Below are 20042 nucleotides of genomic sequence, written 5' to 3'. Positions count from 1 at the left end.
TGGTGGGGAACGGGGGCGGTGGCCCGGTCACTTCACGGCGCCTGCGGTGAGCCCCGACTTCCAGAAACGCTGGAGCAGGGCGAAGGCGAGGATCAACGGCAGGACCGCGAGCAGCGAACCCATGATCACTACGGGGTAGTACTCGGGTGAGACGACGGCGGCGCTGTTCCATGTGTAGAGGCCGAGGCTGACCGGATAGAGATGCTGGTCGGAGAGCATCACCATCGGCAGGAAGAAGTTGTTCCAGATCGCCGTGAGCTGGAAGAGGAAGACGGTGACCAGGCCCGGCCCCAGCATCCGCAGGGCGACCCGGAAGTAGGCCGCCAGCTCGCCGGCGCCGTCCATCCGCGCCGCCTCCAGCACCTCGTCCGGCACGTAACCCCGGCTGAAGATCCGGCCGAGGTAGACCCCGAACGGGTTGAAGAGCACCGGGATGAAGACCGACCAGAAGGTGTTGACCAGTCCGGTGCCGGACGCCATCAGATAGAGCGGAAGCGCGAGCACGGTCTGCGGCACCATCACCGCCGCCAGCACCAGGGCGAACAGCTTCTCCTTGTGCGCGAAGCGGTACTTGTCAAAGGCGTACCCGCAGGCGATGCTCACCATCGCCCCGAGCGCGGCGCCCAGGACCGCGTACAGCAGGCTGTTGCCGTACCAGCGCCCGTACAGTCCGCCGTCCATCGCGAACAGGTCCTTGAGGTTCTGGCCGAAGGAGAAGTGGTCCGGCGACAGCACATCGCTGCCGAACAGTGCGTCGCGGTCCTTCGAGGCGGCGAGCACCAGCCACAGCACGGGCAGCAGTGTGTACAGCACCGAGATGCCGACGACGAGGTTGACGACGGCGCGGCCGAGGAGCCGGGGCCGCCGCGCGCCCCGGGCGCGGGTGGAGCTCGCGCTCATCGGGCGTCCTCCTCGGGGGTCCCCGCGCGGTTGGACCAGCGGGTGACGCCGTACGAGAGCGCGATCGTGCAGACGAGCAGGACGACCGAGGCGGCAGCGGCGAGGCCGTAGTTGTTACGGGTGAACGCCGCGTCGTAGATGTACATGCTGGGCGAGAACCGCGAGCTGATCAACGGTGTGGCCTGGCCGAGCAGCATCGGTTCGGTGAACAGCTGCAGCGCGAAGATCAGGGTGAACATGGCGACCATCACGATCGACGAACGCACCAGCGGGGCCTTGACCTGGAGCGCGGTGCGGACCGGACCCGCGCCGTCGACCACCGACGCCTCGATCACCTCGCGGGGCACGGCCTGGAGGGCGGCGTAGAAGACGACCATGTTGTAGCCGAGATTGCTCCACAGGGCGATGTTCACGATCGACGGCACGACGGTGTGCACGCCGAGGAAGTCGACGGTGATGTCGGCCTTGCCCAGCAGTTCGATCACCGGGCTCAGCCCCGGCGTGTACAGGTACAGCCAGATGACGGCCGCGATGATGCCGGGCACCGCGTGCGGCAGGAACAGTCCGAGCTGGGCCCAGGACCGCAGCCGCACCACCCCGGAGTCCAGCAGCAGGGCGAGTGCCAGGGCACCGGTCACCATCAGCGGGATGTAGAGCAGGCAGTACAGGGCGACGGTGCCCAGCCCGCCGATGAACGTCGGGTCGGTCAGCACGGCGGTGTAGCTGCGGAGCCCGACGAAGACCGTCGACTCCGGGCCGAAGCCGAGCCCCGGTTGGTCGTCGGCGAAGAAGCTGAGCCGCACGGCCGTCCCGACGGGGATCAGGAAGACCGTCACGAGAAGGATGAGGAAGGGGGTCATCAGGGCGCCGCACGCGCCGAGTTCACGGCGCCTGGCGGCCCTGCGGGCGCGGCGCGCCGGTCCGGCGGCAGGCGGTTGCTCCCCGGTGGTCCCCGAGGGGTGCGCGGGCGGACGCGTGGGGGCGGGGGTGGTGAGGTGGCTGGACACGGTGTCACCTGCCTCTCTGCTGCTGGAAGGTCTGCTGCCGGTACGGGGGACGGGGGAGGAGGGGACGGGGCACGGTCAGGTGCTGTGCTCGGTGGTGGCGAGTCCCAGGGCCCTGAGGTCCGGCATGGTGCCCCGCTGGGTCGCGCGCACGGCGTCGATCAGTGAGCCCCGGCCGCCGCGCACCCGGGCGAAGCCGTCCTGCATCACCTTCTGGGAGGCGGACATCCGGGGTCCCCACGTCCAGCCGTCCCTGATCTTGTGCGCCTCCTGCTCGAAGAGCGCGTAGATGTCCTGGCCGTCGTAGTAGCCGCGGTCGAAGGCCTTCCGGCCGACGGCGACGAGGCCGGGGGCGGCGGGGTACTGGCTGCTGGTGCCGCCGGCGAGCCGGGCGCGCAGCGCGTCGGGGTGCGACACCTGCCACTCGATGAACTCCATGGCGGCCTCCGGGTGGCTGCTGCCGGAGGTGACCGCGAAGGTGGACCCGCCGTGGGTGCCGAGCACGGCGGCGGACGGGCTCCACTGGGGCAGCGGCGCGATGGCCCACCTGCCCTTCTGCGCGGGCCGGGCGTTCATCTGCGCCCCGGCGTCCCAGGCGCCGCTGAGCCGGGTGAGGACCTGGCCGGCGGCGAGCTGGGCGTCGTACTGCCGGCTGTCGACGGCGTTCACGACGACCAGGTCCTGGTCGATCAGCCGCTGCCAGTACGCGGCGACGCGGCGGGTCGGCGCGTCGGCGAACGACACGTTCCAGGCACCCGCCCGGGTGTCGAACCACCGGGCACCGGCCTGCCAGGCGAAGGAGGCGAACTGCGGGGCGCCGTCCGTGGCGAAGGCTGTCAGCCGGCGGCCGGGGGCCTTGCGGCGCACGGTCCGGGCCACGTCCTCGAACTCGGCCCAGGTGCGCGGGACCGGCAGGCCGTACTCGGCGAAGAGGTCGGTGCGGTAGTGCATCACCATCGGCTCGACGTCCAGCGGCACGCTGAAGACCCGCTTGTCGAAGGTGGTCAGGCCGAGCGCCTGCGGCAGCAGCGCGGCGCGCAGCCGGTCGCCGACCAGGCCGGTGATGTCCCGGGCGACCCCGTCGATGGCGAAGCCGGGGATCTGGGGGTACTCGATCGTCGCGACGTCCGGGGCGTTGCCCGCCCGCGCGGCGTTGCTGAGTTTGGCGTACCCGCCCATCGAGCCCGCGGGGACCTGCTGGAAGTCGACCTGGACGGTGTCGTGGGTGCGGTTGAACGCGTCCACGACCTCCTGGCTGCCGCGCAGGGCGGACCAGAAGGTGATGCGGGTGGCGCGATTCCCGCCTCTGTTGCCCGGCCCGGACGGCCCGGACGGCCCGGACGCCCCGTCGCTGTTGCCGCCGCTGCCTCCGCAGGCACCCAGCGCACCCGCCAGCGGCAGAGCGGCGATCGTGGCAAGCACGGATCGACGGCTCTGTCGTCCGGGCATGTTCGCCTCCCGCGGCTGCTGAATCGGCTCACGGGGAATCCTGATCGGCTGATCGGTACTGGTCAAGTGATCGCTCAGAAGAAAATCAAAACGGTCAAACGATCACTCAGTGGAACGGGGCAGCCCCTGGGCCGATCCACGTACCTTCAGCGTGGGCAGCAGCTCCGTGCGGCGCACCGGTCCGGTCGCGCCCGCCGCACCGGACAGCCGGTGGAGCAGCAGTTCGGCGGCGGCCCGCCCGATCTCCGCCTTCGGCGGCGCCACCGCTGTCAGCGGCGTGCTGCCGAGGGCCGCGACCACATCGTCGTACGCCACCACCGAGCAGTCCCGGGGCACCTCGACACCGCTCTCCGCCAGCCGTTGCACCAGCATCAGCGCGTCCACGTCGCCGTGCAGCACGGCCCCCGTGGCGCCCCGCCCCCGCAGCAGCGCGGCGAGGTCGAGAGCGGCCCGGCCGTCGGCCGCCGATGCCGAACCATGGGGCCCGGCCGCCGGGCCGGACCCGTGGGGCTCCGCCGCCGAGGGCGAGCTCAGCACCACCGACCAGTCCGCCACCTCCGGACGGGCCGCCGCGATCTCGGCGAACGCGGCACGGATGCTGCGCGCCGTCGGACTGTCGTCACGGGCGGCCAGCACGATACGGCGATGCCCCAGCGACACCAGATGGTCCACGGCGAGATGGATCCCGTACCAGTGATCGGAGCAGACGGAGTCCAGGGCGTGCAGCGCGCTGCCCGGCCGGGGCCGCCGCTCCATCAGCACGGTCGGCACCCCCACGTTCGCGAGCCAGCCGTAGTCCAGCTCCTCCGAGCGGGTACTGAGCCAGCGCGGCGCGATCAGCAGCCCGCGCGCCCCGTCCGCCAGCGCCCGCTCCACCAGCGGACGTTCGGCACCGGCCGACGGGGGCGCGATGTGCAGGGCGATCCGGATCCCGGACTCCTCCAGGACGGAGCGGGCGCCGTGCAGGGTCTCGTACAGGTACGTGTGCCGCTCCGGGACGACCAGGGCCACCGCCCCGGCCTCCCCGGCCGGCTCCTCGCCCCGGGCCGCCGGGACCGCGCCGGTCGGGACCGGCTCCCGCACCGGGCGGGCCACCCCGTGCCCGCGCCGCAGCCGCCCGTCCCGGGCCAGCTCCTCGACGTCCCGCCGGATCGTGACCACCGAGACGTCGAGCTCGGCCGCGAGCGCGCTGACCTTCACGGCGCCGCGCGACTCCACCACCGACAGGATTCGCTGACGCCTGAGTTCAACCGGCTCCCGCATGCTGCTGGCCCCCTCGCCGTACCGCCGCGCACTGTTCGTTTGAGCGCTTCCGGTGAGCGCTTCGGCACGCAGCATAGCGATCGGTCTCCGGCCCGCCACCGGTGCGGACCATCCCGTCCGCCCCACCGACCCCAGCAGGCACTCTTGCGACTCCGTCACAACGCGACCTAACGTCAACGGACTTGAGACCGAAAGCCGAGGGGAGGGGCATATGGAGATCAAGAAGGTAGTGGTCCGCGAGGAAGAGGCGAAGAACCGCGAACGGCAGACGATCGAGAAACGTCCGACGCGCTGAACCGGTGCGTTCCGGTTCAGCCGGCGCCTGACGCGATCGCCCTTCCGGGGCCGGTGCGCCACGGCCGGACAGTGACAAAAAGGGCGGACGCCGGACGCGGTCCGGCGTCCGCCCCCGTGCCGTGGGAGGCGCAGTGCGAATACATCTGGTGACCATGCCGTGGCAGCCGATCGAACTCCCCTCGCTCCAGGTGGGACTGTTGCACGCGCTGCTGGACCGGACCCGGCCGGACGACGAGGTGCGCGAGTTCCACGGCTCCCTGCGCTGGGCGGAATTCCTGCTGGAATGCTCGCAGGGGGCGATCCGGCCCGGCGATCACGTCGCGGTCGGCAGCGAATCGATCTTCGACGGCCTCGGGGACTGGGTGTTCTCCGGCGTCCTGTACAACGATCCCGAATGGGGCGTGGCGCAGCTCAAGGAGTACGCCACGCGGCGCGGGACCGACATGTCCACCGCGACCGCGATGAGGGTCCACGCGGCGGAGTTCATCGACGAGAGCGCGAGCGCGATACTCGACGACGCACCCGATGTCGTCGGGTTCACCTCCACGTTCATGCAGAACGTCTCCTCGCTGGCGCTCGCGGCGGAACTGAAACGGCGCCGCCCCGGACTGACCGTGGTGTTCGGCGGCAGCAACTGCGACGGCCCGATGGGCCACGCCCTGCACCGCAACCACCGCTTCGTCGACCATGTGGTGCGCGGCGAGGGGGAGTACGCACTGCCCGCCCTGCTCGCCCACGTCGACGCGGGCACCGCACCGGCCGACGTACCCGGACTCTGCTGGTGGGACGGGCCGGAGTCGCGCGCCAACGAGGAGTCCCGGCGCACCGTCGCGCCCGCCGACATCCCCTCGCCCGACTACGACCTCTGGCAGCAGGCCATCGACACCTCCCCGCTCGCCGAGTACGTCCATCCGAAACTCGTGGTCGAGGGGGCCCGGGGCTGCTGGTGGGGCGAGAAGCACCACTGCACCTTCTGCGGACTCAACGGCTCGGCGATGACCTTCCGCGCCAAACCCGGAAACCGGCTCTGGGACGAGGTCGACCGCCTGGTCCGGCGCCACCGAATCCTGGACATCGTCACCGTCGACAACATCATCGACATGGCGTACTTCAAGGACTTCCTCCCGCTCGCCGCCGACAGCGGCTGGGACCTGCGCATGCACTACGAGGTGAAGTCCAACCTCACCGCCGAGCAACTGGAGACGCTCGCCCGAGCCGGATCGGTCCACATCCAGCCCGGCATCGAGAGCCTCAACAACAAGGCCCTGGAGCTCATGGACAAGGGCGTCAGTGGGGCCCGCAACATCCGTACGCTCCGCGAGTGCGAGAACCACTCGCTCACCTGCTCCTGGAACTACCTCTACGGCTTCCCGGGGGAGACCGCCGAGGACTACGCCTCCGTCATCGACCAGATGCCCGCGCTCGTCCACCTCCAGCCGCCCGGCGGCGCCCACCGCATCCAGCTGGAGCGGTTCAGCCCCAACTTCGCCAACCCCGCGCTGGGCTTCCCCGAGCGGTGGCCCGCCGAGATGTACCGCCACGTCTACGACCTGCCCGAGGAACAACTGGCCGATCTGGTCTACCTATTCGACACCCCGCCCGCCGGGATCGGCGGCGGGACCGAAGCGCGGCTGAAGGCCGCGGCCCGCGACTGGTACACCGGCCACCCCGCCTCGACCCTGGTCCTGGAACAGCCCGACGGCGAGGAGGTGCTGCTCGTCCACGACCGACGGCACGGCTGGCCGCGCCGCACCCACCGGCTGACCGGCTGGCACGCCGCCGCCCTGCGCCACCTGGAGGCGGGCCGCACCCGGACGGCGCTGCACCGGCTGCTCACGGCCGACACGAACCCGCCGGCCGCCGAGGAACTGGACGCCTGGCTCCGCGAAGCGGTCGCCCTGGGGCTCCTCTTCGACGACGGGCGGTCGTACGTGTCGCTGCCCACCTGGCACGTGCCGGTCCGGTCGGTCGAGCGCACCCAGGCGCCGGACGGGACGGTCGGCGGGTCGTCGGGCGCGCCGGACAACGGAGAGAAGGTCGCCGGATGAGCCCGCTGCCCGCACCCCCGACCCGCACCGCCCCCGCCCTGCCGGCCTGGCAGGTGCCGCACCGGATCCGAGGACGGCTGGTGACGGTCTACGAACCCCTGCGGCTCGGCGCCGGCGGCCGGCCGGCGGCGGAAGCGGTCCGGTTCCTGCGCGAGTGCCAGAGCCACGATCTCGTCGTGCGCTGGCTTCCGGCGACCGACGACCCGCTGTTCACCGGGCCCGCGCACGAGGTGGCCGACACGGCGGGCCTGCTGCGTCACCTGCCGGCCCCCGGCCCGCTGCCCGGCGAACCGCCGGAGCTCACCACCTGGCGGGACCGCCACGCCTACGGACAGCTCTACCACCGGCGCGGACCGGACTTCGTCACCGTCATGGACCGCAGGGAGCCATCGGCCGCCGCCCGCTTCACGATCGACGACCCCGATCTGCTCGCCACGTTCCGCACCGTCCAGGACCCCACCGCCGTGGCCGAACTGAGCGCCGTCGGCCGGGAAGCGGCGGAGCTGCTGGTGGCGGAACGCCTCGCCCGGGTGACCGACGGCTGGGTGGTGGCCCTGCCGCCCCGCATCCGCCGGTGGCCCGTCCCCTGCACCGACATCTGAACGGGATGGAGCAGCTGCCCGACCCGCCGACCCCGTCAGCCGAGATCCCTCCCGCCGGTGCCGGGACCGACCGCTCCGGGCGGTCCGGACGTGCCCTGCTGCGCCACCGGCCGTTCGCGCTGCTGTGCGGGGAACAGATCGCCAGCTCCGTCGGGCGCCAGGTCACCACCCTGGCCCTCGCGCTGCTCGCCGTGACCCGGCTGGGCGCCGGACCCTTCGGCGCCTCCGCGCTGATGGCGCTGAGCTACCTCCCCGGCGCGCTGCTCAGCCCGTTCGCCGGGGTGCTGGTCGACCGGGCACGGCTGCGCGGACTGACCGTACTCCTCACCGTTCTCCAGGTGCTGGTCGTCGGCTCCGTACCCCTGGCGGACACCCTGGGACGGCTCGGGCTGCCCCAGCTGTACGTGGTGGCCGCCCTGTCCGGCGCGCTGACCTCCATGCTCGCCGTCGCCCTCCAGGCGGCCCTGCCCCGGGTCGTGCACCCCGAGCAGTTGCTGTCCGCCAACTCGGCGCTGACCGGTGCCCGGACCACCGGGCAGATCGGCGGCCCCGCGCTCGGCGGTGTGCTGGTGGGCCTGACCGGGGCCTCCACCGCGCTGCTGGCCGCCTGTGCGGCGTACGGCATCGAGGCCATGCTGCTGCTGGGTCTCCCCGCCACACTCAACTCCTTGGTCCGGAAGGCCGGTCGCCAGAAGGAATCCCGGACGGCCGCACTGCGCGCCGGACTCGAAGTGGTGCGCGGCGAAAGGCTGTTGCGCCGGCAGGTGCTGGCCGGGGCCGGGTTCAATCTCGGCAGCGGAGCCGTCGACGCGCTCTTCGTGCTCTACGCCACGCGTGATCTCGGACTGCCGGCCTGGCAGTTGGGCACGGTCTACGCCGCGTTCAGCGTCGCCACCGTCCTCGGAGTGCTGCTGGCGGGGCGCTTCGCCGCCACCATCGGACTGGCCAGGGCGACCCGGATCTGCGCCGTGGTGGCCGCCCTCGCGATCTTCCTGATCCCGGGCGCCTCCCTGGGGCCCGGTTTCCCGGCGCTGCTCGCGTACCAGTTCGTCTTCGGTCTCGCGGCCACGGTCTGGGCCATCTCCATGACCACCACCCAGCAACTGGTCACACCGCCCGAGCTCCAGGGCCGGGTCGCCGGGGTCCTGCAGGCCGCGCTCATCGGTACGGTGCCGATCGGCGCCCTCGGCGGCGGTGCGCTCGCCGCCTGGCTGGGCAATGTGCCGGTGCTCACCGGAGGGGCGACGGTGGCACTGGTGGCCGCCGCCTGCCTCTGGCTGCCCTAGCGCCTGGAGCCGTCGGGACTTGGCGCAGTGGACCGTGCGGGGATCCACCACGCACGCGGCCCTCCCGGACCGCTGCCTGTCGGCGGGGCGGTTCCGGAAGGGCCGGCGGGGGAGAAGGGCCGGATCAGACGATGCCTTCCTCGATCTCCGCCTGCTCGCGGGCATTCCCGTACGCCGACGGCGTGCTGTACGAACGACGGGCGACGAACCACCACACGGTGGCCAGGACCAGCACGGCGATCAGCGCGATCGACGCGTAGTTCATCGAGTCGACCGTCACCGGGGAGGACTGCGGGAGCAGGAACAGCACGGTCACGATGGCGACCCACCCGACGGCGATCCAGCCGATCGGCCTGCTCCAGCGGCCCAGGTGCCACGGTCCGCGTTCGAACCGGCTGCCGGAGCGCAGCTTCAGGAAGATCGGGATCGCGTAGGCGGGCGTGATGCCGATGACGTTGATCGCGGTCACCGCACCGTACGCCGTGGCGGAGTACAGCGAGGGCAGCGCGAGCACACCTGCGACGACGACCGACAGCCACACCGCGTTGACGGGTGTCTGGGTGCGGGCGCTCACCTTGCGCCACAGCGCCGAGCCAGGCAGGGCGTTGTCACGGCTGAAGGCGAACACCATCCGGCTCGCAGCCGCGACCTCGGCGTTGCCGCAGAACAGCTGGGCCGCGATCACGATCAGCAGCATGGCGGTGGCCCCGGAGGTGCCGAGCGCGTCGATCAGGATCTGTGCCGGCGGCACTCCGGAGGGGCTGTCCTGGGCGCCCGCGTAGTCCTGGATGGCGAAGGTCAGCCCGGCGAGCAGCACGAAGCCGGCGATCCAGGAGACCCAGATCGCGCGGACGATGCCCTTGGCCGCGGTCACGGAGGCGTTCGACGTCTCCTCCGACAGGTGGGCCGACGCGTCGTAACCGCAGAAGGTGTACTGCGCGAGGAGCAGGCCGATCGCCGCCACGTACAACGGGTTGTGCCAGCCCGTGTCATTGACGAACTCGGTGAAGACGAACGACGGCGACTGGTGGTGCGAGGGGACGATCGCCAGCACGGTGACGATCACCGCGACACCGGCGAGGTGCCACCAGACGCTGATGGAGTTGAGGACGCTGACGAGGCGGACGCCGAAGAGGTTCAGCACGGCGTGCAGCAGCAGGATGCAGACAAAAATGATCATTGTCTTGCCGGGCGTGGGAGTGAATCCCCACTGGAGGTTCATCAGCGCACCGGTGAACAGCGCCGCACCGTAGTCGATGCCCGCGATCGCGCCCAGCAGACCCAGCAGATTCAGCCAGCCGGTGTACCAGCCCCACTTGCGGCCGCCGAGCCGGTCGGCCATGTAGTACAGCGCTCCCGAGGTCGGGTACGCGCTGGTGACCTCGGCGAGCGCCATGCCGACGCAGAGCACGAAGAGCCCGACACCGGCCCAGCCCCAGAGCATCACGGCCGGACCACCGGTCGACATGCCGAAGCCGTACAGGGTCATGCAGCCGGAGAGGATCGAGATGACGGAGAAGCTGATGGCGAAGTTGCCGAAGCCTCCCATGCGGCGGGCGAGCACCGGCTGGTAGCCGAGTTCGCGCAGCCGCTCCTCCTCGTCCTTCGGCGGGGTTGCCTCCGCACCCGACTGGGTCGGGGTGGATATGGACATCGGGAAAACCTCCATGAGCGGGTGGTGAAAAGGGACGGTCGGTCATCGGTCCGGGACAGGGCGGGCACACGGCATCGCGGTGCCGTCGCTCAGCGCTGCGGCCCCCGTCCGGGGTCGCGGGAGACGGAGAGGCAGCGGCTGCGGGCACGCAGGAAGACGTCCTCCGCGTCTCCGGTGCCCTTGCGGCCCCGTGTGCGGTACACCCATGGAACCGAGGTGAAATAGGGGCCGAGCTCCTGGAACACCGTTGCGGCGTCGGCGAATTGGAGGGCTCCCCACAGGGCGTGGGCCAGGTGGTTGAGGTCGAGCAGGGAGTGGGAGATCGGTGGTGTGCGACGGAACCAGAGCTCCAGCGCACGGGCCGCGTCCCGTTCCGCGTCCTCGGTGACCCAGTGCAGGTCCAGGGCCTTCTCGTGGCCCTGCTCGCGGCGGTAGCGCTCGACCCGCACATACAGCGGCAGTACGTGCAGCGCGGAGCCGTCGGGCGCCGAAGAGGCGGCCCACTGAACGAAGTTGACGGCCTCCGAGAGCGATCCGCCGGCCTTGCGCGCGTACACGAACTGGAGCATCCGGTGGTAGGCCTCGCGGTTGCACGGATCGCGCTTGTCGGCCTCGGCCAGCAGCCCCCACGGACCGGGGAAGAGCATCGGCCCCGGCGGGCGCAGCCGGTGTTCCTCCAGCTGCTGGTGTTCGTCCAGCTGGGACAGGGCCAGCAGGCACACCCAGGGCACCGGGTCCGCGGGCGAGGCGTTCGCGGCCGTCCGGCACGCCTGCCAGGCCTCCTGCCACAACTCCTGTGCCCGGTGGTGGCCCTCGCGGTGGGCGCGCACCGCCCGCTCGACGACGACGCGCGCCTGCATCACCGTGGCGGCGACGCTCCGGGGGTCCTCGGCCAGCCAGGCCTGCACCGCGTCCGAACCGGCGGCAACCGCCCCGAGCACCTGTGTGCGCTGGGTCCACAGGGTCCAGTCCGGCGTGCTCTCCAGCAGATTCCGCATGGACATCCAGCGTCCGGTGCGCAGGTCCTGTAACGCGACCCGTAGATCGTTGTCATGGCCGGCCGGGTGGTAGACCGGCCGGAAATCACTGTTGGCCATGGACTCGCCCTGTCCCTGCCCCTGCACGACAGAACGGCATACGACGGTCGGGAGATCTGCTCAGCACGTCACGCAACCCGTTGGCGGCATGGAACCCGTGCGACTGCAAAAGGCCGGGACATCGGTGGTCGGTGGTTCGGGGCAGGTTGTCGGTCTCATCAATCCTCAAGGACGTGGGGGGTGAAGCAGCTGTTGAGAAACGAACTGCTCGAAAGCGTCCGGTTGTTGCTCGGCGGTGAGTGTAAGGCCAGTCACTCCGAAGTCCGGACCGATTCGCGGATCTTACTCAAGTCAGTTGATTCCCCAGGACGTTGAAAGATGTACCGGTTGTTCCGGTCGTGCCCCGGACGGCCCTTGACGTACGCGGTGGTCTGCACCACTCTGGGCGGCGAGTTCAGTGATCACGATTCCGTTCAAGCCGCAGAGCTTCCGCACAGCTGGAGAGTCGATGACAGGCCCGGTACTCGCCGTGGACCAGGGCACGTCGGGGACGAAGGCGCTGGTGATCTGCCCCGAGCGAGGTGTGATCGGTTCCGCTTCCGTTCCGGTACGAACCCGGCACGGCGCCGGAGGAGTGGTCGAGGCGGACCCCGCCGAACTGCTCGGCTCGGTCGTCGAAGCGGGCCGCCGGGCGTTACGGGAGGCCGCCGAACCCGTGGTTGCGGCCGGCCTCGCCAACCAGGGCGAGACGGTGCTCGCCTGGGACCCGGAAACGGGGCGGCCACTCACCGACGCGATCGTCTGGCAGGACCGGCGAGCCACCTCGGTCTGCACCGAACTTGCCTCGTACGGCGAGGAGTTGGCGCAGCTCACCGGGCTGCCGCTCGACCCGTACTTCGCCGCGCCGAAGATGGCCTGGATCCGCCGGGAGCTGACCCGCGAAGGCGTCGTCACCACCAGCGACTCCTGGCTCGTCCATCAGCTGACCGGCGCTTTCGTCACCGACGCGGCGACGGCGGGCCGCACCCAACTGCTCGACCTCGACCGGGCGGACTGGTCGCCCCGGGCCCTGGACGTCTTCGGCCTCGGCGACGAACGGCTGCCCGATGTCGTCGACTGCGACAGCACGGTCGGCACGACGACCGCCTTCGGCGGTGAACTCCCGCTGACCGGCCTGCTCGTCGACCAGCAGGCCGCCCTGCTCGCCCAGAACGCCCTGGAGCCGGGCAACGCCAAATGCACCTACGGAACGGGTGCCTTCCTGCTCGCGCTGACCGGGCCCGCCCCACGCCGTGGCTCCACCGGACTGGTCAGCTGCGTCGCCTGGCGGCTCGGCGGCCGCACCAGCTACTGCCTCGACGGGCAGGTCTACACCGCCGCGTCCGCCGTCGACTGGCTCACCGGCCTCGGGGTGATCTCCGGCGCGGCCGACCTCGACCCGGTCGGCACGGCCGTCCCCGACTCCGGCGGCGTCACCTTCGTACCGGCACTCGCCGGACTCGCTGCTCCCTGGTGGCGCGGTGACCTGCGCGGATCGATGACCGGCCTCGGCCTCGGCACCGCCCCGGGCCATCTGGTGCGGGCCCTGTGCGAAGGCATCGCGGCCCAGGTCGTCGAGCTCACCGAGGCGGTCGCGACCGACCTCGGCTCGCCGCTGACCGCGCTCCGGGTCGACGGCGGCCTGACCCGCTCCGAACTCCTCATGCAGACCCAGGCCGACCTGCTGCAACGGCCCGTCGAGGTGTCCGCCCTGCCCGATGTCACCGCACTCGGCGTCGGAGCCGTCGCCAGGCTCGGCCTCGACCCGCGGCTCGCGGTCCGCCAGGCCCTGCCCGACTGGAAGCCGGCCGCCGTGTACGAACCCCGCATCGGCGCCGACGAGGCGGCCGAACGGCTCGCCGGGTTCCGGACCGCCGTACAGACCCTGCTGGACCATGCCTGAGACGTACGAGAGTCACGCGATGAGCCCCACGATCACAACGGCCGGCGAACTGTCCGCCGACGAGCCGCCCGGCAGCCAGGTCTACGACGTGGCCGTCGTCGGTGCGGGCGTCGTCGGCGCCGCCATCGCCCGCGAACTGGCCCGCTACCGGCTGCACACCGCACTCCTGGACGCCGGTGACGACATCGGCAACGGAACCTCGAAGGCCAACACCGCCATCCTGCACACCGGTTTCGACGCCGTACCCGGCTCCCTGGAAGCCCGGCTGGTACGCGAGGGACAGCACAGACTCCGCGCGTACGCGGCCGAGACCGGCATCCCCGTCGAACGCGTCGGAGCCCTGCTCGTCGCCTGGGACGAAGAACAACTCGCCACACTCCCCGCCCTGTTGGCCAAGGCCGAGCGGAACGACTACCACGCGGCCCGCCTCCTGGACGCCGACGAACTGCGCGCCCGCGAACCCCACCTGGGACCCGGCGCCCTCGGCGCGCTCGAAATCCCCGACGAGAGCATCATCTGCCCCTGGACGACCCCGCTCGCCTACGCCACCCAAGCCGTGCGGGCCGGAGTCCATCTGCACCTCAACTGCCGGGTGCGGCACATCGAGAGCGGCGACGACGCCCACACCCTCACCACCACCCGTGGACCGCTGCGCACCCGCCACCTGATCAACGCCGCGGGACTGTACGCCGACGAACTCGACCGGGAACTCGGCCACGACGACTTCACCGTCACCCCGCGCCGCGGCCAGCTCATCGTCTTCGACAAGCTCGCCCGGGACCTCGTCGACCACATCCTGCTGCCGGTGCCCACCGCCGCCGGGAAGGGCGTCCTGGTCGCACCGACCGTCTTCGGCAACGTGCTGCTCGGCCCCACCGCCGAGGACCTCGACGACAGGACGGCCACCGGATCGACGGCCGACGCGATCGCCCTGCTCCGCGAGAAGGGCCGCCGCATCCTGCCGGAATTGCTCGACGAGGAAGTCACCGCCGTCTACGCCGGACTCCGGGCCGCGACCGGCCAGGAGGACTACCGCATCCGCTCCCGGCCGGAGCTGCGGTACATCACCGTGGGCGGCATCCGGTCCACCGGACTCACCGCCTCCATGGCCATCGCCGCACACGTCGCCGACCTGCTCGGCGACTCGGGCCTCGATCTCGGCACACCGCACGAACTGCCGCCCGTCACCATGCCCAACCTCGGCGAGGCCTTCCCGCGCCCGTACCAGGACGCCGGACTCATCGCGGCGGACCCGGCGTACGGCACGCTGGTCTGCCACTGCGAACGGGTCTCGGCGGGCGAGATCAGGGACGCCCTGGCCGGCCCGGTGCCGCCGCACTCCCCGGACGGCCTGCGGCGCAGGACGCGGGCCGGCAACGGGCGGTGCCAGGGCTTCTACTGCGGGGCAGCGGTCCGCGCACTCTTCGAGGAGGCCAGGCCATGACCCGGCACGAACGGACCGTCGACGTGCTGATCGTCGGGGGCGGCCCGGCCGGCCTCGGCGCCGGGGCCGAACTCGCCGCGTCCGGCGCGGGCCGGGTCGAGATCCTGGAACGCGAACAGACCGCGGGCGGCGTCCCCCGCCACTGCCACCACGGCGGATTCGGCGGACGCACCATCGGCGGGGGAGGGACGACCGGGCCCACGTACGCCCAGAGCTGCGTGGCCGCCGCCGTCCGCGCCGGAGCCACCCTGCGTACGGGTGTCACCGTCACCGGCTGGGCCGGACCGCTCACCGTGGACACCACCGCACCCACCGGCCTCGAACGCATCACCGCCCGCGCGGTGATCCTCGCCACCGGCGCCCGCGAACGCCCCCGAAGCGCCCGCCTCGTCCCCGGCAGCCGCCCGCCCGGCGTCTACACCACCGGCGAACTCCAGCAGGCCGTCCACCTGTACCGGCAGCGGATCGGCACCCGGGCGGTCGTCATCGGTGACGAGCCCGTCAGCCGTGCCGCGGCCGACACCCTGCGCGTCGCGGGCGTGGACGTCGTCGCCATGGTCACCGGCCGGCCCGCTCCCAAGCTCGCCGCCCTGACCCGTCCGTCCGGCGACCGCACCCCGGTCCTCGGCCGCACCACCGTCACCGCCCTGACCGGCCGGGAACGGCTCACCGGAGTCTCGGTGCGCCACCAAGACGGCCGGACCGCGACCCTGCGCTGCGACACCGTCGTCTTCACCGGCGACTGGATCCCCGACCACGAACTCGCCCGGCGCGGCGAGGTCACCCTCGACCCCGGCACCCGCGGCCCCGCGTACGACGCCGCCCACCGCACCGACCGCCCCGGAGTCTTCGCCGTCGGCAACCTGCTGCACGGCGTGGAGAGCGCGGGCGTCGCACTCGCCGAGGGCCGGGGCGCCGCCGCGCCCGTACTGCGTCATCTGACAACCGGCGCCTGGCCCACCGGACGGCCGGCCGTCGCGGTCGACTCCCCACTGCGGTGGATCGCGCCGAACCTCGTGGACCCGGACGGCGGCCTCCCGCTCCGGGGCCGCTTCGTCCTGCGCACCGACCGGCGGCTGTCCTCGCCGCTGCTCGTCGTCCGCCAGGACGGCCGGGAGCTCCACCGGCAGCGGCTGCTGCTGCCCGCCGTGCCGGACCGTCCGTTCCATCTGCGCGGCGACTGGCTCGACCGGGCCGACCCGGGCGGCGGGACCGTGCGGGTCTCGGTGCGCTGACCGTACGTCAGGGAATCAGCAGCCAGTCCGATCCGATCGCCGCGACCAGACCGACGGCCAGCAGCCAACTGCCCAGGCGGGTACGGCCGTTCCGGCTGAGCTCGATCACGATCCCGCACAGGATCAGCGCGAGCCCGTACACCCCGACCACCAGGACGGACGACCGGCTGGCGATCCGCAGCGCGAGAACCACCGCCATCGCGGCCATGCCGACCGACGAGAGGACCACCCGCAGCCGTCTCGCCTGACGAGGGGTCAGTCTCCGGTCCCCGGGCTCCTCGTGCTGCACCGTCTCCTCGTCAGCCTCGGGCTCCGCCTTCGCGACGGGCTCCGCTTTCGCGACGGGCTCCGCCTTCGCGACGGGCTCCGCTTTCGCGACGGCCTCGGGCCCGGCCTCGGGCCTGACCCCGGGTCCGGTTTCGGGATCGGCTTCGGGACCGGGTATCGGGGTCTCCACTGCCGGGTCCTGGTCAGAAGTGCTCATGACGCGCGATCGTAATCGGTACGGGCCGCCCTGTTCACCGCTCCGGCAGACGGGCGGCGCAATATGACGCGGGCGTGCGGCGTGCCCGGCCACATCCCTGCGGCCCGGGTCACCGGGCCGGGGGCCGCAGGCACGGCGCCTCGGCGGCCGCGTCGACCGGCTCGGCACGCACACCCCCTCCACCGGCCGCGCCCCCGCCACCCGCGGCCTCCACCCGCCCGGCCAGCTCACCGGCCCAGCCGATCAGCCCGTCGACGCCGATCCCGTACGGCCGGACCCCGGCGAACTCCGCGAGCGCCGCCGCCCCGCGCCGCAACAGCCGGGCCCCGCCCGTCGCGTTGCCCCGGGCCGCATGGGTCAGCCCCACGGCCAACTGGGCGAGACCGCGCCACAACTCCCGTTCGGCCACCGGGCCCGACTTCCACGCGTCCTCGAACACCTCGTGCGCGTGGAACGGCATCCCCGCGTCCAGCAACCGCTGTGCCTCCCGCACCGTCTCCTCGGGAGTACGCACCACCCCCTCCGGCTGCCGTTCGACCCCCGGCGCCCCGTACGGAAGGGGGCGTCCCAGCCCGTCGCGCGGGCGGGCACTGCGCGCCCGGCCCTCGGTGTCGCGGTCCCTGCGAGTCTCGTCCACGCCACGATTGTGCCCCGCACCTGCGGCGAACTGTCCGAACCACTGTCCGTGGACCCCCGTACACGACTAGTGTCGAAGCCATCCGCACCACCCTGGGGAGGGTAGGCATGAAGCCGTCCCGGCCGCTGTACGAGCGCGAACCGGAACTCGCTGCCGCCGCACAAGCCGTGGACGCCCTTTGCGGCGCCCAGGCCGTCGGCGGGCTGCTGATCTTCAGCGGCGAGGCAGGCATCGGCAAGACAGCACTGCTCGGCGAGATCCAGACCATCGCCGCCGACCGCTGCACCGTCTGGTCGGCACGAGGCGGCGAGACGGTCACATCCGTGCCGTTCCACGTCGTGCGCCAGCTGCTGCAACCCGCACTCGACCGGTTCCCGCCCGACGAGGTGCGGACCCTGTTCGGGCCCTGGTACGAGATCGCCGCACCGGCCCTCGGACTGGCCGAGCCGACCGGCCCGCAGCCGGACCCGCAAGGTGTGCGCGACGGCCTCGACTTCGTCGTCGCCCGGCTCGCTTCCCGGCTGAGCCACCGTCCGCTGCTCCTCATCATCGACGACGCGCACTGGGCGGACGGCGAATCCCTCGCCTGGCTCGCCTCGTTCACCGCCCGCCTCGGCGAACTGCCCGTCCTGGTCGTCCAGGCCCACCGCCCGGAAGAGCTGGCGGCGCGGCAGAACGAGAGCGGACCGGGCAGCGCCCACCCCTCCCAGGTCAGGGTCGCGCTGCGCGCACTCACCCCGGACGCCACCGCGGAACTGGTCCGCGCGGCCCTCGGCGAGCACGCCGACGACCCGTTCTGCCGCGAGGTGTGGGCCGTCACCGGCGGCAACCCCTACGAGGCGGTCGAACTCGTCGCCAAGGTCCAGGACCGCGAACTGGCACCGCTGGAGGAGGCGGCAGGACTGCTGCGCGAGCTCGGCGCCTCGGCCCGGGGCAGCGGCCTCGTCGCCCGGCTCGAACGGCTCGGCACCAACGCCAACCGGTTCGCCTGGGCCGCCGCCGTCCTCGGCACGGACATCTCACAGGACCTCGCCGCCACCCTCGCCGGAATGAGCTCCGCCGAGGCCGCCGACTGCACGGCACGGCTGCGCGAAGCCCGTATCGTCACCGGCTTCGACCCGCTGGAATTCGTCCACCCGCTCATCGCCAGCGCGGTGTACCGGTCCATCCCGCCGGCCACCCGCACCGCCATGCACGGCCGCGCCGCCTGGGCGATCACCCGGGCGGGCCTCGGCCCCGCCGCGGCCTCCCGCCACCTGCTCGAAGTGCACCCGGACGACGACCAGGAACTGGTCGAGCAGCTCCGCGAAGCGGCCAAGCAGCACCTCGCCGTCGGCGCCCCGGAAGCCGCCCGCCGCTGCCTCGAACGCGCCCTGCAGGAACCACCGCGCCAGCGCGTGAAGGCCACCCTGCTGTACGAACTGGGCTGCGCCACACTGCTCAGCTCCCCGGCCACCACCGTCCAGCACCTGCGCGCCGCCCTCGACATGCCGGGACTCGGCGACGACCAGCGGGTCGACGCCACCTACCGGCTCGCGGCAGCGCACTCGCACAACAACCAGCTCAAGGAAGCGGCGAGCGCCCTCGCCGCAGAGGCCGCACGCACCGCTCCGGGCCCCGGCCTGATGCGGCTCCAGGCGGCCCACTTCCTCTGGGAGGGCATGCAGGCCGGCGAGGAGGACGGTCCCGGCCGATCCGGCCGGCTCGCACGGAACGCCGACCACCTCCAGGGCCGCGACAACGCCGAGCGCGCCCTCCTCACGCTCCGCGCCTTCGACGCCATGCTGCGCGGCGAGAACTCCCAGCTCATCGTCGACCTCTGCGAACGCGCCCTGGTCGACGGCCACCCCGCCCGGGGCCTCGGCTGGACCGACACCGAGTGGGGCTTCGAACTGCCGACCCTCGTCGGCATCACCTACGCCTTCACCGATCAGCTCGACCGGGCCGAGGAACTCTTCGGCGAGGCGGTCCGGGCCTTCGAGATCTCCGGCTGGAGCGGGGCGCACCTCGCGTTCGCGCACACCCTGCTCGGACTGGTCCACCGCCGTCGCGGACGGCTCGCAGAGGCCGAGGGCTTCCTGCGCGAAGGGCTGCGCCTCGCCGACCGGGTCGGCAGCGGACTACCGGTCCACTGGGACGCGGCCTGCCTGCTCATCGACACCCTGGTCGCCCGCGGCCGGGTCACCGAGGCCCGCGAGATCGCCGACCGCTACGCCTTCGGCGCGCCCTACCCCAGCGCAATGGTGCTGCCCGACGGCCCGTGCGTACGCGGTCGCCTGCTGCTGGCCGAAGGCCGTACGAAGGAAGCGATCGCCGAACTCGAAGCGGCCGGCCATGCCCTCGAACCCCGAGGCAGGTTCAACGGGGTCTGGGCACCCTGGGCCGGCGACCTGGCCCGCGCCCTGGCCGAGGAGGACCCGGCCCGCGCCGCCCAACTCGCCACCACGGCCCGGGTGCACGCCGAGCGCTTCGGCACGGACACCGCTATCGGTGAGGCCCTGCGCAGTGTCTCCCTGTTCGCCCGCCCCGAGGACGCCACCCACCTGCTGGCCGAGTCGGTCCGCCACCTGGAGGCGTCCCCGTCCGCGTACGAACACGCGCTGGCCCTCGTCGACTACGGCATCGCGATCCGCTCACCGCGCGAACTCGCCCGAGCCCACAAACTGGCCACCGCATGCGGTGCGGAATCCCTGGCGAACCGCGCCCACCAGGCACGGGCGTCGATCCGGTCCTCGGAGTGAGGTAATGTTTGTCCTGCGA

The 20042-nt window shown here is 72.2% G+C and carries 15 protein-coding genes; 7 read left to right on the top strand and 8 right to left on the bottom strand.

The genetic code is table 11. The features are described from left to right. Nucleotides 1-27: 27 nt before the first annotated feature. The 4 genes from ACFYY7_RS31170 to ACFYY7_RS31155 form a co-directional block, all read right to left on the bottom strand. The gene (locus ACFYY7_RS31170; RefSeq protein ID WP_376422216.1) at nt 28-900 is read right to left on the bottom strand and encodes a carbohydrate ABC transporter permease; all 873 of its coding nucleotides are present in this window, start codon (nt 898-900) and stop codon (nt 28-30) included. Then, nucleotides 897-1907, bottom strand: coding sequence for a carbohydrate ABC transporter permease (locus ACFYY7_RS31165; protein WP_388666969.1), 1011 nt, complete (start codon nt 1905-1907; stop codon nt 897-899). The genes ACFYY7_RS31170 and ACFYY7_RS31165 overlap by 4 nt, the downstream gene beginning before the upstream one ends. A 75-nt stretch (nt 1908-1982) precedes the next feature. Then, entirely contained in the window at nt 1983-3353 is a 1371-nt protein-coding gene (locus tag ACFYY7_RS31160) for an ABC transporter substrate-binding protein (RefSeq protein ID WP_388666966.1), read from the bottom strand. A 102-nt stretch (nt 3354-3455) separates the two neighbouring features. Beyond that, nucleotides 3456-4616 carry a substrate-binding domain-containing protein gene (locus ACFYY7_RS31155; protein WP_388666963.1) on the bottom strand — a complete coding sequence of 387 codons (1161 nt, stop codon included), beginning with the start codon at nt 4614-4616 and terminating at the stop codon, nt 3456-3458. Nucleotides 4617-5044: 428 nt separating this feature from the next. On the opposite strand from ACFYY7_RS31155, the gene ACFYY7_RS31150 reads away from it, so the two are divergent. The 3 genes from ACFYY7_RS31150 to ACFYY7_RS31140 are packed head-to-tail and all read left to right on the top strand — an operon-like array spanning nt 5045 to nt 8849. Next, entirely contained in the window at nt 5045-6961 is a 1917-nt protein-coding gene (locus tag ACFYY7_RS31150; protein WP_388666960.1) for a RiPP maturation radical SAM C-methyltransferase, read from the top strand. After that, complete coding sequence (locus ACFYY7_RS31145) at nt 6958-7563, top strand: DUF5825 family protein (RefSeq protein ID WP_388666957.1); 606 nt, start codon at nt 6958-6960, stop codon at nt 7561-7563. The genes ACFYY7_RS31150 and ACFYY7_RS31145 overlap by 4 nt, the downstream gene beginning before the upstream one ends. Nucleotides 7564-7568: 5 nt before the next feature. After that, nucleotides 7569-8849 carry an MFS transporter gene (locus ACFYY7_RS31140; RefSeq protein ID WP_388666955.1) on the top strand — a complete coding sequence of 427 codons (1281 nt, stop codon included), beginning with the start codon at nt 7569-7571 and terminating at the stop codon, nt 8847-8849. 124 nt (nt 8850-8973) lie between these two features. Here ACFYY7_RS31140 and ACFYY7_RS31135 read toward each other — a convergent pair whose 3' ends face one another. Then, nucleotides 8974-10503 carry an amino acid permease gene (locus tag ACFYY7_RS31135; RefSeq protein ID WP_388666952.1) on the bottom strand — a complete coding sequence of 510 codons (1530 nt, stop codon included), beginning with the start codon at nt 10501-10503 and terminating at the stop codon, nt 8974-8976. Nucleotides 10504-10592: 89 nt separating this feature from the next. Next, nucleotides 10593-11600 carry a hypothetical protein gene (locus ACFYY7_RS31130; RefSeq protein WP_388666949.1) on the bottom strand — a complete coding sequence of 336 codons (1008 nt, stop codon included), beginning with the start codon at nt 11598-11600 and terminating at the stop codon, nt 10593-10595. A gap of 448 nt (nt 11601-12048) precedes the next feature. Between ACFYY7_RS31130 and ACFYY7_RS31125 the strand changes: the two genes are divergently transcribed. Genes ACFYY7_RS31125 through ACFYY7_RS31115 form a run of 3 tightly spaced genes read left to right on the top strand, consistent with a single transcriptional unit; the run spans nt 12049 to nt 16161 of the window. Continuing rightward, entirely contained in the window at nt 12049-13482 is a 1434-nt protein-coding gene (locus ACFYY7_RS31125) for an FGGY family carbohydrate kinase (RefSeq protein WP_388666946.1), read from the top strand. Nucleotides 13483-13501: 19 nt separating this feature from the next. Next, nucleotides 13502-14926, top strand: a complete 1425-nt coding sequence (locus ACFYY7_RS31120) for an NAD(P)/FAD-dependent oxidoreductase (RefSeq protein ID WP_388666944.1) — start codon at nt 13502-13504, stop codon at nt 14924-14926. Next, nucleotides 14923-16161, top strand: coding sequence for an FAD-dependent oxidoreductase (locus ACFYY7_RS31115; protein WP_388666941.1), 1239 nt, complete (start codon nt 14923-14925; stop codon nt 16159-16161). Before ACFYY7_RS31120 ends, ACFYY7_RS31115 begins: the two co-directional genes overlap by 4 nt. A gap of 7 nt (nt 16162-16168) precedes the next feature. Here ACFYY7_RS31115 and ACFYY7_RS31110 read toward each other — a convergent pair whose 3' ends face one another. Both ACFYY7_RS31110 and ACFYY7_RS31105 read right to left on the bottom strand, forming a co-directional pair. Further along, entirely contained in the window at nt 16169-16645 is a 477-nt protein-coding gene (locus tag ACFYY7_RS31110) for a hypothetical protein (protein WP_388666938.1), read from the bottom strand. A 109-nt stretch (nt 16646-16754) separates the two neighbouring features. Next, nucleotides 16755-17282: a DUF309 domain-containing protein gene (locus ACFYY7_RS31105; protein WP_383715919.1), complete on the bottom strand. Its 528-nt coding sequence runs from the start codon at nt 17280-17282 to the stop codon at nt 16755-16757. Between the two features lie 107 nt (nt 17283-17389). Between ACFYY7_RS31105 and ACFYY7_RS31100 the strand changes: the two genes are divergently transcribed. After that, nucleotides 17390-20023 carry an ATP-binding protein gene (locus ACFYY7_RS31100; RefSeq protein ID WP_388666935.1) on the top strand — a complete coding sequence of 878 codons (2634 nt, stop codon included), beginning with the start codon at nt 17390-17392 and terminating at the stop codon, nt 20021-20023. Nucleotides 20024-20042: the final 19 nt, after the last annotated feature.

This window comes from Streptomyces sp. NPDC001933, from assembly GCF_042890955.1.
GTDB lineage: Bacteria > Actinomycetota > Actinomycetes > Streptomycetales > Streptomycetaceae > Streptomyces.
The sequence above is the reverse complement of the archived record's forward strand: the minus strand, read 5'-3'. Positions and strand labels throughout refer to the sequence as shown.

Coding starts and splice junctions, on each gene's coding strand:
- ACFYY7_RS31120 (WP_388666944.1), top strand. CDS start 13,502: ATGAGCCCCACGATCACAACGGCCGGCGAACTGTCCGCCGACGAGCCG.
- ACFYY7_RS31100 (WP_388666935.1), top strand. CDS start 17,390: ATGAAGCCGTCCCGGCCGCTGTACGAGCGCGAACCGGAACTCGCTGCC.
- ACFYY7_RS31170 (WP_376422216.1), bottom strand. CDS start 900: ATGAGCGCGAGCTCCACCCGCGCCCGGGGCGCGCGGCGGCCCCGGCTC.
- ACFYY7_RS31110 (WP_388666938.1), bottom strand. CDS start 16,645: ATGAGCACTTCTGACCAGGACCCGGCAGTGGAGACCCCGATACCCGGT.
- ACFYY7_RS31140 (WP_388666955.1), top strand. CDS start 7,569: ATGGAGCAGCTGCCCGACCCGCCGACCCCGTCAGCCGAGATCCCTCCC.
- ACFYY7_RS31130 (WP_388666949.1), bottom strand. CDS start 11,600: ATGGCCAACAGTGATTTCCGGCCGGTCTACCACCCGGCCGGCCATGAC.
- ACFYY7_RS31135 (WP_388666952.1), bottom strand. CDS start 10,503: ATGTCCATATCCACCCCGACCCAGTCGGGTGCGGAGGCAACCCCGCCG.
- ACFYY7_RS31115 (WP_388666941.1), top strand. CDS start 14,923: ATGACCCGGCACGAACGGACCGTCGACGTGCTGATCGTCGGGGGCGGC.
- ACFYY7_RS31145 (WP_388666957.1), top strand. CDS start 6,958: ATGAGCCCGCTGCCCGCACCCCCGACCCGCACCGCCCCCGCCCTGCCG.
- ACFYY7_RS31155 (WP_388666963.1), bottom strand. CDS start 4,616: ATGCGGGAGCCGGTTGAACTCAGGCGTCAGCGAATCCTGTCGGTGGTG.
- ACFYY7_RS31125 (WP_388666946.1), top strand. CDS start 12,049: ATGACAGGCCCGGTACTCGCCGTGGACCAGGGCACGTCGGGGACGAAG.
- ACFYY7_RS31160 (WP_388666966.1), bottom strand. CDS start 3,353: ATGCCCGGACGACAGAGCCGTCGATCCGTGCTTGCCACGATCGCCGCT.